Source organism: Polaribacter vadi (genome assembly GCF_001761365.1).
Classification (GTDB): domain Bacteria; phylum Bacteroidota; class Bacteroidia; order Flavobacteriales; family Flavobacteriaceae; genus Polaribacter; species Polaribacter vadi.
The window spans coordinates 3,239,660-3,256,437 of record NZ_CP017477.1 but is presented as its reverse complement, the minus strand read 5'-3'; the positions used below and the strand labels follow the sequence as shown (position 1 = coordinate 3,256,437).

Annotated in this window: 13 protein-coding genes, 1 tRNA gene and 1 riboswitch; all 14 genes read right to left on the bottom strand. The window is 31.2% G+C overall.

All coding sequences use genetic code 11. The features are described from left to right. Window positions 1–181 precede the first annotated feature (181 nt). Window positions 182–255: transfer RNA gene (locus LPB03_RS14060), tRNA-Asp, on the bottom strand. Between the two features lie 62 nt (window positions 256–317). Further along, window positions 318–1,238: a DUF58 domain-containing protein gene (locus LPB03_RS14055; protein WP_065320481.1), complete on the bottom strand. Its 921-nt coding sequence runs from the start codon at window positions 1,236–1,238 to the stop codon at window positions 318–320. Further along, window positions 1,238–3,796, bottom strand: a complete 2,559-nt coding sequence (locus tag LPB03_RS14050) for a M1 family metallopeptidase (protein WP_065320482.1) — start codon at window positions 3,794–3,796, stop codon at window positions 1,238–1,240. The genes LPB03_RS14055 and LPB03_RS14050 overlap by 1 nt, the downstream gene beginning before the upstream one ends. A 334-nt stretch (window positions 3,797–4,130) precedes the next feature. After that, window positions 4,131–4,448, bottom strand: a complete 318-nt coding sequence (gene trxA, locus LPB03_RS14045; protein ID WP_065320483.1) for a thioredoxin — start codon at window positions 4,446–4,448, stop codon at window positions 4,131–4,133. Window positions 4,449–4,723: 275 nt separating this feature from the next. Further along, on the bottom strand, window positions 4,724–5,677 hold the full coding sequence (gene metF / locus LPB03_RS14040) for a methylenetetrahydrofolate reductase [NAD(P)H] (protein ID WP_065320484.1): 954 nt from the start codon (window positions 5,675–5,677) through the stop codon (window positions 4,724–4,726). Between the two features lie 195 nt (window positions 5,678–5,872). Then, window positions 5,873–8,548, bottom strand: coding sequence for a methionine synthase (metH, locus tag LPB03_RS14035; RefSeq protein ID WP_065320485.1), 2,676 nt, complete (start codon window positions 8,546–8,548; stop codon window positions 5,873–5,875). Window positions 8,549–8,563: 15 nt separating this feature from the next. Further along, window positions 8,564–9,577, bottom strand: coding sequence for a homocysteine S-methyltransferase family protein (locus LPB03_RS14030; RefSeq protein WP_065320486.1), 1,014 nt, complete (start codon window positions 9,575–9,577; stop codon window positions 8,564–8,566). Window positions 9,578–9,629: 52 nt separating this feature from the next. After that, window positions 9,630–9,754, bottom strand: a riboswitch (SAM riboswitch). 130 nt (window positions 9,755–9,884) lie between these two features. Further along, window positions 9,885–10,778 carry a cysteine synthase CysM gene (gene cysM / locus LPB03_RS14025; protein WP_065320487.1) on the bottom strand — a complete coding sequence of 298 codons (894 nt, stop codon included), beginning with the start codon at window positions 10,776–10,778 and terminating at the stop codon, window positions 9,885–9,887. Further along, the gene (epsC, locus tag LPB03_RS14020) at window positions 10,775–11,539 is read right to left on the bottom strand and encodes a serine O-acetyltransferase EpsC (RefSeq protein WP_065320488.1); all 765 of its coding nucleotides are present in this window, start codon (window positions 11,537–11,539) and stop codon (window positions 10,775–10,777) included. The genes cysM and epsC overlap by 4 nt, the downstream gene beginning before the upstream one ends. 3 nt (window positions 11,540–11,542) lie before the next feature. Further along, on the bottom strand, window positions 11,543–11,875 hold the full coding sequence (locus LPB03_RS14015) for a 2Fe-2S iron-sulfur cluster-binding protein (protein WP_065320489.1): 333 nt from the start codon (window positions 11,873–11,875) through the stop codon (window positions 11,543–11,545). A 331-nt stretch (window positions 11,876–12,206) separates the two neighbouring features. Next, window positions 12,207–13,262 (bottom strand): NAD(P)/FAD-dependent oxidoreductase, encoded by a 1,056-nt coding sequence (locus tag LPB03_RS14010; protein ID WP_065320490.1) that lies wholly within the window; start codon window positions 13,260–13,262, stop codon window positions 12,207–12,209. A 53-nt stretch (window positions 13,263–13,315) separates the two neighbouring features. After that, window positions 13,316–13,891 (bottom strand): precorrin-2 dehydrogenase/sirohydrochlorin ferrochelatase family protein, encoded by a 576-nt coding sequence (locus tag LPB03_RS14005; protein WP_065320491.1) that lies wholly within the window; start codon window positions 13,889–13,891, stop codon window positions 13,316–13,318. 9 nt (window positions 13,892–13,900) lie between these two features. After that, window positions 13,901–14,671: a uroporphyrinogen-III C-methyltransferase gene (gene cobA, locus LPB03_RS14000; protein WP_065320492.1), complete on the bottom strand. Its 771-nt coding sequence runs from the start codon at window positions 14,669–14,671 to the stop codon at window positions 13,901–13,903. 13 nt (window positions 14,672–14,684) lie between these two features. Beyond that, the gene (locus LPB03_RS13995; RefSeq protein WP_065320493.1) at window positions 14,685–16,778 is read right to left on the bottom strand and encodes a ferredoxin-like domain-containing protein; all 2,094 of its coding nucleotides are present in this window, start codon (window positions 16,776–16,778) and stop codon (window positions 14,685–14,687) included.

Genomic DNA, 16,778 nt, shown 5'->3' with positions numbered 1-16,778 from the left:
CTAAAATTGATTGTAAAAGATCAAGAATTATACAATCGAAAAAATAATTTATACTTACAAGTTAATTTGGGTAAAATGGTGTAAATTTAAGAAGACTAATTAATTCCGAATTAGATTATAATTAAAAAATCCTTAACTTTCTGTAAAAACAGATTGTTAAGGATTTTAATTTGCTTTTTTGCGGTCTGGACGGGACTCGAACCCGCGACCTCCTGCGTGACAGGCAGGCATTCTAACCAGCTGAACTACCAAACCGTTGCTTAAAGCGAGTGCAAATATAACACACATTTTGATATATGCAAACATAAATTTAAAAATTATTTAAAATTTTTTCTTTGCAATAAATATGAAGTCAAAATTTCGTTAAATCCTTTGTGAATATCTACAGGAACATAATCAATTTTATATTGTAAACATTTGTTTTTTAATTCTTTAAAATAATTAGTAGTTAATTCATTATATTTTTGCTGAACATTTTCTGCAAATACATTTATTTCTTCGCCAGTTTCTACATCAACAAATTTTTTCGGAGAATTATCAAAATTGAAGTCTAATTCCGTTTTCCCATCATAAGTATGGAATAAAACCACCTCATGTTTGTTATATTTTAAATGACGTAAAGCCTCAAAAAGCACTTCGTCTTCTTTTGAAGTTTGAAACATATCCGTAAATAAAAAAACTAAAGAGCGTCTGTGCATCTTTTCTGCAATCTCATGTAAAAATTGATAGGTTTCTGTAGCACTTGTAGAATTAGAGACTAACAACTGCTCTAATTGATGCAACAACATATTTCTATGACGATCACTCCCTTTTTCTGGCGCATAATATTCGTATGAATCTGAATAAATACTTAAACCAACAGCATCTCTTTGTCTTTTTAAGATTTCCATTAAAGAAGCTGCTGCAATTGCAGAAAAACCAACCTTGTTTAAACTATCTATAGTTTGTGTTTTTAATATTGGATAATTCATTGATGCAGAATTATCGATAATAATATGACAACGCAAATTGGTTTCCTCTTCGTACTTTTTTGTATAGAGTTTTTCCGTTTTTGCGAATAATTTCCAATCTATATGACGTGTACTTTCGCCTTTGTTATATAATTTATGTTCAGAAAACTCTACCGAAAATCCGTGAAAAGGACTTTTATGAATCCCTGTAATAAAACCCTCTACCACTTGTTTCGCAAGTAAATCTAAATTTTTAATTTCTGATGATTTTACTTCGGATACCTTCATTATTTTTTAATTCTTTGCGCTCTTATTAAATCGTCTGTAGTTTGCTGTAATTTCTTTAACAAAATAGGGTTATAATTAGAATTCTCTGCTAAAAATTCCTCTAAAATAAGATCGGCTTCCTCACTTGAATAATTACCAATAGAACTCGCCAACCATCCTTTTGGAAAGAAAATATCACCAGTTAATTGTACCTCTTCTAATACTTCTAAAATAGATTTTAAATGTTTTATTGAAGATTCTTGTCTTAATGGATGATGCATATTATTTAAAGCCGTTTGCACCCAAGACTCTTTTTCTCGGTTTTCTTTTTCTAGAAGTGATGTCATAAAACTAGCCCTCACATTTTCATCCGAAGAAAGAGAAGCCAACAACCATTTAAAACGCTCTAATTGATCTGCATTTGAAATTCTTGTTTGCTGTTCTTCTAAAATTTCTTTAGCTTTAGGATGTTTATAAATTGCCAATTTCATTGCTAAAGAAGAATAATCGCTTTCGTTTAGAAACAAATTTTCTATTATGTTATTTTCTTCCCAAATTTGATATAATTTTTCAGAACCAACTGGATTAAAAGCTACAGATTGGTATAAATTAAAGAGTGTTTTCTTTATGTTTGATGATAAATTTTCATTCAACAAACTAGAAATTTCTTTCTCTATTTTAACTTGAACAGTAGCTCGTTCTTCTTCATTTAAATAAGTCCAAAATATATGCTGAATTACTCCTGATAAATAGTTTGTAATCAACTCATTTTTTTCAATCTTAATGGCATTTAAAAATACTTGATAGGTTTTTAAAGGTTCCACTTTTCCAATCAACATATTTTCATACAGATTGATAAATTGAGATCCTCTTGAAACCTCTTCTTTGATCTCTTGATAAAACTCAATTTTATTTTCATCAATAGGAAAAACACCATAACCAAATCCGTTTGTATTGTATAAAACTTGAACAGGTTTAAAATCTTTTACAAAAGATGAAACATCGAAAGTCTTGCCCATATTTGTAACTTCTACCTCTTTTGTGTTTCCTTTTTCATCAATCAATTGAATTTTAAAAGACTGTGTCCAAATTTTATCTGAACCATCTTCTGCTTTTTGGTGAAGGAAAAATTTAGATATATTTCCCTTTTCATCATATGCTAGTTCTTCTGTAAAAATGGGTCTTCCTGAGGAATTCACCCAAACTTCTGACCATTTTTTAATATCTTCTGAGGAATTTTTATCTAAGATTGAAACTAATTCAGACCAATCTGCATTTGTATTTTGATAGGTTTTTATATATTCTTGAATGCCTTTTTGAAATGCTTCTTCTCCCAACAAATACTCTAATTGACGCATCATTATTGGGGCTTTATTGTAAATAATTCTACCATATAAAGAACCTGCATTTTTTAAATTATCTAAATTTTGACGAATAGGATTGGTTCCTTTGGTCCTGTCTTCTGAATACGCACTTGGGTAATGTGTCATCATAAAACTCAATCTGTGATTTATTTCTGGATATACAGGATTTACAATTTTATCTGCCATAAAATTGGCAAAAACCTCTTTCATCCAAACGTCATTAAACCATTTCATGGTTACTAAATCTCCAAACCACATGTGCGAAGTTTCGTGCGCAATTAACTTTGCTCTGCCTAATTTTTGTGTTTGTGTAGCATTCTCATCTAAAAACAAAGAAGATTCACGATATTGAATTGCACCTACATGTTCCATTCCTCCATATTGAAAAGGTGGAATTGCAGCAAAATCCATTTTTTGAAATGGAAATTTTACAGCAGTGTAATTTTCTAAAAAATCAATTGAATTTTGATGAATTTTAAACACCTCACCAACACTTTCTTGTATTTTTTCTTGGTTATTTTCTCGGTATAAAAAACGCATATTAAAAGCACCAGGATTTTTAGTTTCCTCTGTAAACTTTCCAGCAACAAAAGAAAATAAATACGTGCTCATTAAATTTGATGTTGCAAACGTATGTTTAATAAAATCATCAGTTTCTAAAGCACTTTCTTTAAAACCACCAGCTAAAACTTTCCAATCTTTTGGTGCTGTTATTTGTAAATTATATTTTGCTTTAATATCTGGTTGATCAAAACAAGGAAACAGCGTACTTGCTCTATCAGGCACTAATAAAGTGTATAAAAATTCTTCATTTCTGTTTAACGACGTTTCACCTGCATCAAATAAAATTTCAATTTGATTAGCACCTAAAACCAAATTCGATTTATCTATAATGATGTGTTCTTTTTGATGATTAATTGTTGATGTTTTATCATTTACTTTTATCGATTTTAGTTTTGAAGTTTCTTCGTTAAAATCGAGAAAAACATCCTGCTTTAAATCTTCTACCTTAAAATTGAGTTCTAAATTAGATGAAATTGTGCTGGTTTTTTCTTTTGGAATTTTAAAGTGCAAATTATAAACAACATCAGCAATTTGTTGTTTTCTATAGGTAGCTAATTCGTGAGAAATTCCTGTTTCTAAGGTTAGTTGTTCTTGTTTTTTATCACATGAAATAAAAAAAAGAAAAAGAAAGGAGTATAAAATATATTTCATTAATGGTAATTTTTAAAATCAGAATTTAACTTGCTTAACAATTTCTATAAAACTTTAAAAAATCTAAGAATAATTTCAAATAATTATAAAAATATTCACAATAAAATTCCACCAAAAGCGGGATTAATTTAACTAACAATTTTTAATTATAAATATTTAATTTATAATAACTTATCGAAATGTTACAATAAGACCCCGCTAAAAAAGCGGGGTTAGTTCAACTTACAATTTTTAATGCGTTGCTTTGCAACTTTTAAAAAATTGAGTTTCACTAAAATAGAAAAAGGTTTAGCGTTAGCCAAACCTTTTCAATATTATAAATTGTTAATTGAGACTACAAAGCAGCATCAACTTTTTCTGAATATGTTTTTTTAGGAGCAACACCTACTTGTTTATCAACAACTTCTCCATTTTTAAAAATTAAGACAGTTGGTATATTTCTAACTCCATATTTAGCTGCAAATTCTTGGTTTGCATCAACATCTACTTTACCAATAACAGCTTTCCCTTCATATTCTGTATGAAGTTCATCTACGATTGGTCCAACCATTCTACAAGGTCCACACCAAGCAGCCCAAAAGTCTACTAAAACTGGTTTATCTGATTTTAATACTATTTCTTCGAAATTTGCGTCTGTGATTTCTAATGCCATGATATATATTTTTAGATTATTATTTTAAATTTAATAAGCAAAAATAGTCTTTTTAGAGATTATTGGCGGTTAAAAAAATTGCTTTTTACTATTTATGTATCAATTGTGTTTATGCTTAAAGGGTTTAAACACTAATTTTATAAATTATAACAAATCAATAAAAAAATCTGATTTATATATTTTTAATTAAATTTCATCAATAATAAATATCGAATATTTCGTAATCATGTACAATTCATTTTTAGTAAAAACAGTAAAATTTATTTCGTATTCCCTTAAAATAATTCTTTCGCAATTGCCTGAATATTATCGCTTTTACCCATAGAATAATAATGCAAAACTGGCACACCAGCTGCCAATAATTCTTTAGATTGTTGAATAGCAAACTCAATCCCAACTTGACGAACATCTTTATTGTTTTTGCAACTTTCTACTGCATTAATTAAGGGTTCAGGAATATCAATTCTAAAAACTTGAGGTAATAATTGCAGATGACGTTTTACAGCCAATGGTTTAATTCCTGGAATAATTGGCACGTTAATTCCTGCTTTTTTTGCAGCATCAACAAACTGAAAATACTTATTATTATCAAAAAACATTTGAGTTACCACATAATCTGCACCAGCATCTACTTTTTCTTTTAAACGTTTTAGATCGCTCTGTAAAGAGGGTGCTTCTAAATGTTTTTCAGGATAACCAGCAACTCCAATACAAAAATCGGCACAATTATCAGCTTCAATAACATCGTGTAAATATTTTCCGCAATTTAAATTCTGAATTTGAGCAACCAATTCTTTTGCATATTGATGCCCACCTTTTGAAGCTTCAAAATACTTTTGATGACTCATAGCATCTCCTCTTAAAGCCATTACATTTTCGATGCCTAAGTAATGGCAATCTACCAATAAATATTCTGTTTCCTCTTTTGTAAAACCTCCACACAAAACATGTGGAACAGTATCTACATCATATTTATGCTTAATTGCAGCACAAATACCTACAGTTCCAGGACGCATTCTTGTCATTTTTCGATCTAGCAAACCTTCTTTTTCTACATAAACATATTCTTCTCTAGAAGTGGTTACATCTATAAAAGGAGGGTTAAACTCCATTAAAGGATCTATATTGTTATACAGTTCCTGAATGCTTTTTCCCTTTTTTGGTGGAATAATTTCGAAAGAAAATAATGTTTTTCCGTTTGCTTTTTTGATGTGTTCTGTAATTTTCATTTATGCTGAATTTATTTCAGTATTTTATAGAAAATAAGCGATTGTTAATGCAGTTACAGTTAAGGTTAAAAGCTTTAAAAAAAACACTAGTTCTAGTTTATGTCTTTTCATCTTATTTGTTTTCTGCAAAATTCTTATTTCTACTTATAATGTATGTTAGTTAAAATAAAACAAATTGTTAATTTATTTTAGTTGTTATTCTTCTGCTAGGTTAGGATGTAACCACTTTCTTGCTTTTTCTTTTTTAATTGCTTTTCTTTCTGCAAAATCGGTTAATTGATCATCTGTAATTTTACCTAAACCAAAATATTTAGCTTCTTTATTTGCAAAATAATATCCAGAAACTGCAGCAGCTGGCCACATTGCTAAACTTTCTGTTAGCTTTACTCCTATTTTATTTTCTACATCTAATAAATCCCAAATCGTTTCTTTTTCTAAATGATCTGGACAAGCAGGATAACCAGGTGCTGGCCTAATTCCTTTATAACTTTCTTTTATTAAATCGTCGTTTGTTAAACCTTCATCTGAATCATAACCCCAATGTTTTGTTCTAATTTGTTTGTGCAAATATTCTGCAAAAGCTTCTGCAAATCTGTCTGCAATTGCTTGTGCCATAATTCCATTATAATCGTCTTCTTTAGCTCTGTATGAGTCTGCCAATTCTTGCGCACCAAAAATTGCCACACAAAAAGTACCCATATAATCTGTTCTATTGGTTTCTTTGGGCGCAATAAAATCTGATAAAGCAATATTTGGAATTCCTTCTCTCTTCTTTAATTGTTGACGTAAAGTTCTAAAAACAGCAATTTCTTTTCCTTTTTTCTGAACAGAAATATCATCATCATTTATAGTATTTGCCTCAAATAATCCAAAAATCGCTTTAGGTTTTAAAGATTGATTTGCAATAATTTCGGCAATCATTTGTTGTGCTTCTTCATACATTATGGTTGCTTGTTCACCCACAACTTTATCTGTTAAAATAGCTGGGAATTTTCCATGTAAATCCCAACTTCTAAAAAACGGACTCCAATCTATAAAAGGCAACAATTCTTTTAAACTTAATTGTTCTAATGTTTGAATTCCTAAAGATTTTGGTTTTACAATTTCTGATGTTTCCCAATCGATTTTATATTTACGTTTGCGAGCTTCATCAATAGAAATGTAAGACTTTTCTTTACCTCGTTTTAAAAACTTGGTTCTGAATTCGTCGTAATCTTTCTTTAATTTTGCAGTGTATAAATGACTAGATTTTTTGTTTAATAAATCTCCAACAACAGTTACAGCTCTAGATGCATCATTTACATGTACAACTGCATTTTTATATTGGGTATCTATTTTTACAGCTGTATGTGCTTTAGATGTTGTTGCACCTCCAATTAAAAGAGGCAATACAAAATTTTGACGTTGCATTTCTTTTGCTAAATACACCATTTCATCTAAAGAAGGTGTAATCAATCCACTTAAACCAATTGCATCTACTCGTTCATCTATAGCCGTTTGAATTATTTTTTCTGGAGGAACCATCACTCCTAAATCTACAATCTCATAATTATTACAAGCCAAGACAACACTTACAATATTTTTACCAATATCATGTACATCACCTTTTACAGTTGCCATTAATATTTTACCAACAGGTTCTTGTTTATCTCCTTTTTCTGCTTCAATAAACGGATTTAAATAACCTACTGCTTTTTTCATTACTCTAGCAGATTTTACTACTTGAGGCAAAAACATTTTTCCTGCGCCAAATAAATCGCCAACCACATTCATACCAATCATTAAATTACCTTCAATAACTTCAATGGGTTTTGCTGCTTGTTGTCTTGCAGTTTCTATATCTTCAATAATAAAAGCATCTATTCCTTTTACCAAAGCATGCGTAATTCTGTCTTGCAATGGTTTTTCTCTCCAAGATAAATCTACTCCTTTTTCGGTTTTAGAGCCTTTTACAGTTTCTGCAAAATCTAATAAACGCTCTGTTGCATCATCTCTTCTATCGAGAATTACATCTTCTACACGTTCTAATAAATCTTTTGGAATATCATCATAAACCTCTAACAAAGCAGGGTTTACAATCCCCATATTCATACCTGCTTGAATGGCATAATACAAGAAAACAGAGTGCATTGCTTCACGAACACCATCATTTCCTCTAAAAGAAAACGACACATTACTTACACCTCCACTTACAGAAACATTTTCTAAGTTTTCACGAACCCATTTTGTTGCTTCAATAAAATCGATGGCATTTCTTTTGTGTTCATCCATTCCTGTTGCTACAGGAAATATATTTAAATCGAAAATAATATCTTCACTTGGAAAGCCAACTTTGTTGACCAAAATATCATAAGAACGTTGTGCAATTTCTATTCTACGTTTGTAAGTATCTGCTTGCCCAACTTCATCAAAAGCCATAACAATTACTGCTGCTCCATAACGTTTTATTTGAGTAGCTTCCCAAACAAACTTTTCTTCTCCTTCTTTTAGCGAAATAGAATTTACAACACATTTTCCTTGTACAACTTGTAAACCAGCTTCTATGATTTCCCATTTAGAGCTGTCAATCATCATTGGTACTCTACAAATATCGGGTTCTGCAGCAATTAAGTTTAAGAAACGAACCATCGATTCTTTTCCATCAATTAAACCATCATCCATATTAATATCGACAATTTGTGCTCCACCATCTACTTGATGCCTTGCAATATCTAAAGCTTCATCAAATTGCTCGTTTTTTATCAAACGTAAAAATTTACGAGAACCTGCTACATTTGTTCGCTCTCCAATATTGATAAAATTGCTGTTTTCATTTAAAACCAAAGGTTCTAAACCTGACAATTTCATGTATTTTGTTTGTTTCACTTTCATCTTCTTTCGTTCTTCTTAATTTGATTCTGAAATTAGCTCAGAGTGACGTCTTGGTTTATACTTCGCTGAAATATTGGCAATTACTCTTATATGTTCTGGACTTGTACCACAACAACCTCCAATTATATTGATTAAGTTTTTCTTTAAGTATTCTTCAATTTGTTCGCCCATTTCTTCTGGAGTTTCATCATATTCGCCAAAAGCATTTGGCAAACCTGCATTTGGATGTGCAGAAATTGCAAAGTCGGTTTTATTAGCAATTGCCTCTAAATGTGGCTGTAACAAATTAGCTCCTAAAGCACAATTGAAGCCCACAGATAATAAAGGAATATGAGAAACAGAAATTAAAAAAGCTTCGGCTGTTTGTCCTGACAAAGTTCTTCCTGAAGCATCTGTAATTGTGCCACTTAACATGGTAGGGATTTCGATATTTCTTTCATCTTTTACTTGCTCAATTGCAAATAAAGCTGCTTTTGCATTTAAGGTATCAAAAACAGTTTCTACTAATAAAAGATCCACTCCACCATCTAACAAAGCTTCTATTTGTTGTTTGTAAGCTATTCTTAAATCTTCAAAAGTTACAGCTCTATAACCAGGATCATTTACATCTGGAGACATACTTGCTGTTCTGTTTGTTGGTCCAATAGAACCTGCAACAAAACGTGGTTTCTGTGGTTCTTTTGCTGTAAATTCTAGTGCAACTTCTTTAGCGATTTTTGCAGATTGATAATTTAGCTCATAAACCAAATCTTCCATTTGATAATCTGCCATTGCAATTGTAGTTCCAGAAAAAGTGTTGGTTTCTATAATATCTGCACCAGCTTCAAAATATTTTCCATGAATGGTTTTGATTGCTTCTGGTTGCGTAATTGAAAGTAAATCGTTGTTTCCTTGAAGTGGAGTTGGATAGTCTTTAAAGCGATCTCCCCTAAAATCCTCTTCAGAAAATTTATAGGCTTGTAGCATAGTACCCATGGCACCATCTAAAACCAAAATTCTTTCTTGTAAAGCTTTATATATGTTTGACATTTTTATTTGATAATTAGTATCAATATGTCATCAGGAAAAGTGTAAATTTTCTCTGTTATCTGTCAAAAATAAATGAATTAAATTCATAGTATTCTTGTAGAATGTAGCACCTTTCTCATAAATGAGAGGTTGCCAAGGCTTCACAGGGTCTAATCCCTCTACCTTTCGTGATAACGTAATTAATAAGTTTATGAACTGAGCTACAAATTAACGCATTATATTTTTATTTGTAGAATTATTACACTAAAATTTTTAGATAAAATTAAAGCATATTACGAACTTAAAATCTTGAAAATTTTATATTAAATTACTCTTTTTCAAATAATGTTGATGATAAATAACGGTCTCCTCTATCACAAATAATAGCAACCACAACACCTTTATCTAATTTCTCTGCCACTTTTATAGCACTTGCTACAGAACCTCCACTACTCATTCCTGCAAAAATGCCTTCTTCTTCAGCCAATCTTTGCGTCATTGCTTTTGCTTCTTCTTCATCTACTTCTATTACCTCATCAACTTTTTTTCTATTAAAAATAGCTGGTAAATATTCTTCTGGCCAGTTTCTTATTCCAGGAATTTTTGCTCCTTCTTTTGGCTGAACTCCAATAATGGTAATATTTTTATTCTGCTCTTTTAAGTAATCAGAAACACCCATAATTGTACCTGTTGTACCCATTGTACATACAAAATGTGTTATTTCACCTTCTGTATCTCTCCAAATTTCTGGCCCAGTTCCTTTATAATGTGCTTTAGAATTGTCTGTATTATCAAATTGATTTAATCTGTAATATCCTTTTTTATATTTTAGTTTTAAAGCATGATCTCTAGAACCTTCCATCCCTAATTCTTTCGATGTAAGAATTACTTTTGCACCATAAGCACGCATCGTTTTTACTCTTTCAATCGTAGAATTTTCTGGCATTACCAAAACCATATGTACGCCTAAAACTTTTGCCATTAACGCCAAAGCAATTCCTGTATTTCCAGAAGTAGCTTCCACTAAAGTATCTCCTTTTTTTATATTTTTTCTTTTTAAAGCTTCAGAAATCATATTATAAGCAGCTCTGTCTTTAACACTTCCTCCAGGATTATTTCCTTCTAATTTTAGCAATAAAGTAACGCCTTCTTTTTTAAATATATTTTGAGCTTCTACCAAAGGTGTATTTCCTACAAAATCTATGATACTTTTTGTTTTCATCTTTTAATTTTTTTTTGAAAAATATTATTTTCTGATTCTACAGTAACTACCGAATTTTCTGAGATTGATTCTGTAACACACACATTTGCGCCAATAACAGAATTTGCACCAATAATAACATCACCTCCTAAAATAGTTGCGTTTGCATAAATAACAACACCACTTTCTATAGTTGGGTGTCTTTTTGTTGATGCTAAACTTTTCTTTACTTGAATTCCTCCTAAAGTAACTCCCTGAAAAATAGTTACCTTATTTTTTATAATTGTGGTTTCGCCAATAACAATTCCTGTTGCATGATCTATAAAAAAAGATTCTCCAATTTCTGCTCCTGGATGAATATCTGTTCCTGTTATACTGTGAGCGAATTCACTCATCATTCTTGGCAATACAGGTATTTCTTGTTGTAATAATTGATGGCTTAATCTATAAACAGCAATGGCATAAAAACCTGGATATGCTAAATAAATTTCTCGTAAACTTTTTGCTGCAGGATCGCTATTTAGGGCGAAAACAGCATCCAAATCTAATTTTCTTCTAATCTCAGAAAAAGAATTTTCGAAATCTAACCAAAAACAAGTTTCATTTTCAATTTCTAAACGCTCTAAAATTTTGAAAAATTTATTTTTTGTGTCTTGTCCTTTTTCTTGTTGATATTTTTCGTCAAAAAGGCAATTAATTATTTCTTTGGTAAAAACTTCTACAGCATCTCGTAAACACATGCTGTAATTTTTAACTAAAATTTCACTTACAACCTCTTTCATAAATTATGATTCTGGTGCTAATTCAACTTCTAAACCCTCCATTTCTGATGTCATTTGAATTTGACACCCTAATCTACTATTGTCTTCAACATTAAATGCCTCTGCTAACATTGCATCTTCATCATCCGTCATTTCTGGTAAATTATGATCTGATTTTACATAGCATTGGCAAGAAGCACACATTGCCATTCCTCCACAAATTCCTATGGTTCCTTCTTCTGCAAGTTCGTAAGAACGAACAACTTCCATCAAATTCATAGCCATATCTGTAGGTGCAACAACTTCGTGAGTTACTCCATTTCTGTCAGTAATCTTAATATTTATATCTAAACTCATCATCTATGTTTATCAAATATCAAAAGTAAGAAATTTGATTGGTTAGACCTCACAGCTTTTGAAAACCTGTGAGGTCTTTGTGTATTTAAATTAGCAATATAGTATTCTTAAACTAATAATTTTAAACAAGTTTAGCCCAGATTGAAACGACATCCTTTTTATAGGCTTTCCAAACAAGTAATTCAATTTCTAGAAGAGATTGCCACAGTTTACAAAAAAAGTAAACTTCGCAAAGACGCCTATGAAAAGATACAGTGGAAAGCTGGAAATAGCTTCTCATAAAAATTATTCTTTTATGTCGATAAAAAATCTGAAAACTTTCATTAAAAAATTAATTTATAGCTTTTACAACTGCCTTTGGCGCTTCTTTTCGTGTACCATCAAAACCATCTACACCACCAACTGTGGTATATTTCATTACGTATTTTTTATCTGGAAAAATTCTTTGATAAGCACTTTGGCACATTAAAGTAGCTTCGTGAAAACCACAAAGAATTAACTTTAATTTTCCTGGATACGTATTGACATCGCCAATTGCGTAAATTCCTGGAATATTGGTTTGGTAATCTAAAGCGTTGTTTACTTTGATGGCATTTTTCTCGATTTCTAAGCCCCAATTACCTATTGGTCCTAATTTTGGTGACAAACCAAACAAAGGAATAAAGTGATCTGCATCTACAATAAATGCATCTTCGCCTTTCTTTTCTACAGCAACTCCTGTTACTTTATCAGTTCCTAAAATACCTTTTACTTCTGCAGGTGTAATTAGTCTAATTTTACCTAAATTTTTTAATTCTTGTACTTTTTCAACAGAATCTAAAGCACCTCTAAATTCGTTTCTTCTGTGGATTAAAGTTACTTCTGATGCTATATTTGATAAGAAAATTGCCCAATCTAAAGCAGAATCTCCACCTCCAGAAATTACCACTTTTTTATTTCGATAAAACTCTGGTTCTTTAATAATATATTCCACACCTTTATCTTCAAAATTTGCAAGGTTTTCAATTTTTGGTTTCCTAGGCTCAAAAGAACCTAAACCACCAGCAATGGCAACAATTTTCGCGTGATGTTTTGTCCCTTTATTTGTGGTTACAATAAAAGTTCCATCTTCTAATTTATCGATTGTTTCTGCTCTTTCTCCCAAAGTAAAACCTGGTTCAAACTGCTTGGTTTGTTCTAACAATTTATCTGTTAAATCGCCTGCTAAAATCTCTGGATATGCAGGAATATCGTAAATTGGTTTCTTTGGATAAATCTCAGAACACTGACCTCCAGGTTGTGGCAAAGCATCAATTAAATGACATTTTAACTTTAATAAACCTGCTTCAAAAATTGTGAATAATCCTGTTGGTCCTGCACCAATAATTAGTATATCTGTTGTAATCATTTTTGTTTATTTATCAGACCTACAAAGTTTTAGAAACCTTGCAGGAAGTTACTTTATTTTTCAACCAAACTTTTTGTGAATTCGTTTAGTTTTTCTACTTTTTCTTCAAAGTTTCCTTTGATGGTTTTTCTATATTCGTTTAAATTTTTCACTAAATCGTCTACATTTTCTGGAATTACATCTTCAAAAAACTGACGCAATCTTTTGGCTGTTGTTGGCGATTTTCCGTTTGTTGAAATTGCAACTTTTACGTTTCCTTTGGTTACAATTCCTCCCATATAAAAATCGCAATATGGAGGATTATCAGCAACATTTACCAACTTTGCTTCTGCTCTGCAATCTTTCCAAACTTGTACGTTTATTGCTGGAATATCTGTAGTTGCAACTACAATGTGCCTACCTTCCAAATATTTTTTTTGATAAACATCTTTAATTAAAGTAACATTGCCTTTTTTTGATAATTCAATAGTGCCTTCTCTAAACATTGGCGAAACCATTGTTACTTTAGCATCTGGGCTTGATTTTAACAAGAAAGTTAATTTTTCTTCGGCCACAAAACCACCACCAACTATTAAAAAATTTAGGTTTTTAGACTTTAAAAAAATAGGATATAAATTATTACGTTCCATCTTAAAAAATTAATCAATTAACGCTTTTGCATATTCTTCTTGCACATTTGCTAAAATTGCTCTGTGATTTACAACTTCGCCTAAAACAATAATTGCAGGATTGCTTAATTCTTGATTTTTTACAATTTCTAAAATGGTATCTACAGTTCCAATTCCTACTTTTTCGTTGGTTCTTGTTCCGTTTTGAATAATAGCAACTGGCAAATCGTTTTTATTTTCTTGTTGAAATAATTTTACAATTTCTGCCAATTTTCCCATTCCCATTAACACTACAATAGTTGCGTTCGATTTTGCTGCCAAAGCAACATCATTCGATAATTTATGGTCTTTTGTAGTTCCTGTAATTACCCAGAAACTTTCTGCACTTCCTCTTTTTGTTAAGGGAATATTTTGATATGCAGGTACTGCCAAAGACGATGAAATACCTGGAACCATAGCTGTTTCTATTCCAAAGTTGGCAGCAAATTCCATTTCTTCTGCTCCTCTTCCAAAAATAAAAGGATCGCCACCTTTTAAGCGAACAACATGTCCATGAGTTTTTGCTCTTGCTACAATTAATTCGTTAATTTGTTCTTGTTGATATCTATAGCAACCTCTTCTTTTTCCGACGAAAATAAGTTCTGCTTTTGGATTGATAAAATCTAATAGCTCTTCATTTACCAAAGCGTCATACAAAACTACATCCGCAGTTTTTAAAACTTTAATAGCTTTTACTGTGATTAAATCTACATCTCCAGGCCCAGCACCTACAACTGTTAACTTTGGTGTTTTAATACTCATTTTTTTTTTAAAATTACTGTGCAACAGAAGTTTCAACTTCTCTAAAAGCTCTTACTTTTTGTAAAAAACTACCTGCATCATTAATATATTTCTCAGCAAATTCTGCTGTTGGAGCAAATTTATTGATTTGATAGATCAATTCTGCAAAAGAAGTACCTAAATCTATTTTTCCTGATGAAATAAATTCCTCATCGAATTGAGAAATTATACTTGCATGTGTATTCGTTTTCTTATTTGCTGCTAATAATGATGCTTTCGCAGAATTGACAATAGATTGATACGCGTAATAAATTGCCCCTGAATACACGCCGTTTCCAAAAGCTTCTTTTGCATTTTCAATTTTCTCATCACTTTCTAAAAATAGAGTGGCAATTAAATCGATCACAACGCCTGCACATTCTCCAATTCCAATTTCTTTTACATATTTATCAGCTTCTCCCCAATCAATAAAATCTTCTTGTGTTAAATTGGTAACGTCTTGTAAATCATTTAAGAAATCATAAAAATACTTTTCTCCTTTTTCTTTATAATAGTCTACAAATTCTTTTCCGTTTGCATTTGCTTCATAATCATTTAAGATTCTACGCAAAGCTTCAGGTCCTCTTTTACTTGGTACTTTTACTACTTTATCTGCAAAAAGTGCGTTTCCATTTCCTAAATTTCCTCCACCTAATAAAACTTGTAACGCTGGCGCTACTAATTTATCTGGTGTTCTTACTGTCATTCCTTGAAAACCAATGTTTGCCATATTGTGTTGTCCACAAGCATTCATACAACCACTAATTTTAATGACTAAATCTTCATTTTTTAAATACTGAGGATATTCTGCAGCAATCACTTTTTCTAATTCTACAGCAATTCCTGTACTACTTGCAATTCCTAAATTACAAGTATCTGTTCCTGGACAAGCTGTAATATCTACTGCTTTATTATAACCTGCTTCAACAAATCCTAATTTTTCTAATTCCTGATAAAACAAAGGAACTAAATCTTCCTTCACAAAAGGAATAACAATATTCTGACGTAAGGTTAAACGGATTTCACCTGCTGCGTATGTATCTACTAAATCTGCTAATAAACGGGCTTTATCTGTATAAAAATCTCCTAATAAAACTTTAATTCCGATTGCAACATATCCTTTCTGTTTTTGAGGAATCAAGTTTGTTGATTTCCATAAATTAAATGCTGCTTGGTCTTTTATTTCCACTTGTGGCGCTTCAACATAAACAGGTTCTGAAGGCACATAAGATGCTGCATCAATTACAACCGTTTTAAATTCAATCGCTTTTTGTTCTTCTTCAATTAAATTTTTAAAAGCTTCTAAACCAATATCTTTTAATAAGAATTTCATTCTTGCTTTGGCTCTACTTTTTCGTTCGCCATATCTATCAAAAACTCTTAAAACACCTTCCATTACTGGAATAATTTTATCTGATGGTAAAAAATCATACAATACTTCTGCATGTCTTGGCTGTGAACCTAATCCTCCAGCAACCATTACTTTAAAACCTCTTACTCCGTTTTCTATTTTAGCAATATATCCTAAATCGTGTAAATAAGACAAACCTGTATCTTTATCCGTAGAAGAAAAAGAAACCTTGAATTTACGTCCCATTTCTTGACAAATTGGGTTCCGTAAAAAGAATTTATATAATGCATCTGCGTAAGGTGAAACATCAAAAGGTTCATCAACATCAATTCCTGCAGTTTCAGAAGCAGTTACGTTTCTTACAACATTACCACAAGCTTCACGCAACGTAACATCATCACGTTCTAATTCTGCCCACAATTCTGGAGTTCTTTGTAAATCTACATAGTGAATTTGAATATCTTGACGTGTTGTAATGTGTAATCTTCCTCTTGAATATTCGTCTGAAACTTCAGAAATTCTTCGTAGTTGATTACTCTTTACTTTACCATAAGGCAGTTTAATACGAATCATTTGCACACCTTCTTGACGCTGACCGTAAACTCCTCTAGCTAATCGTAAGCTTCTAAATTTTTCTTCATCTATTTGAAGATTATTAAATTGCGCAATTTTATCTGCCAATTCAATAATATCTCTTTCTACGACTGGATTTTCTATTTCTGTTCTAAAACTTTGCAT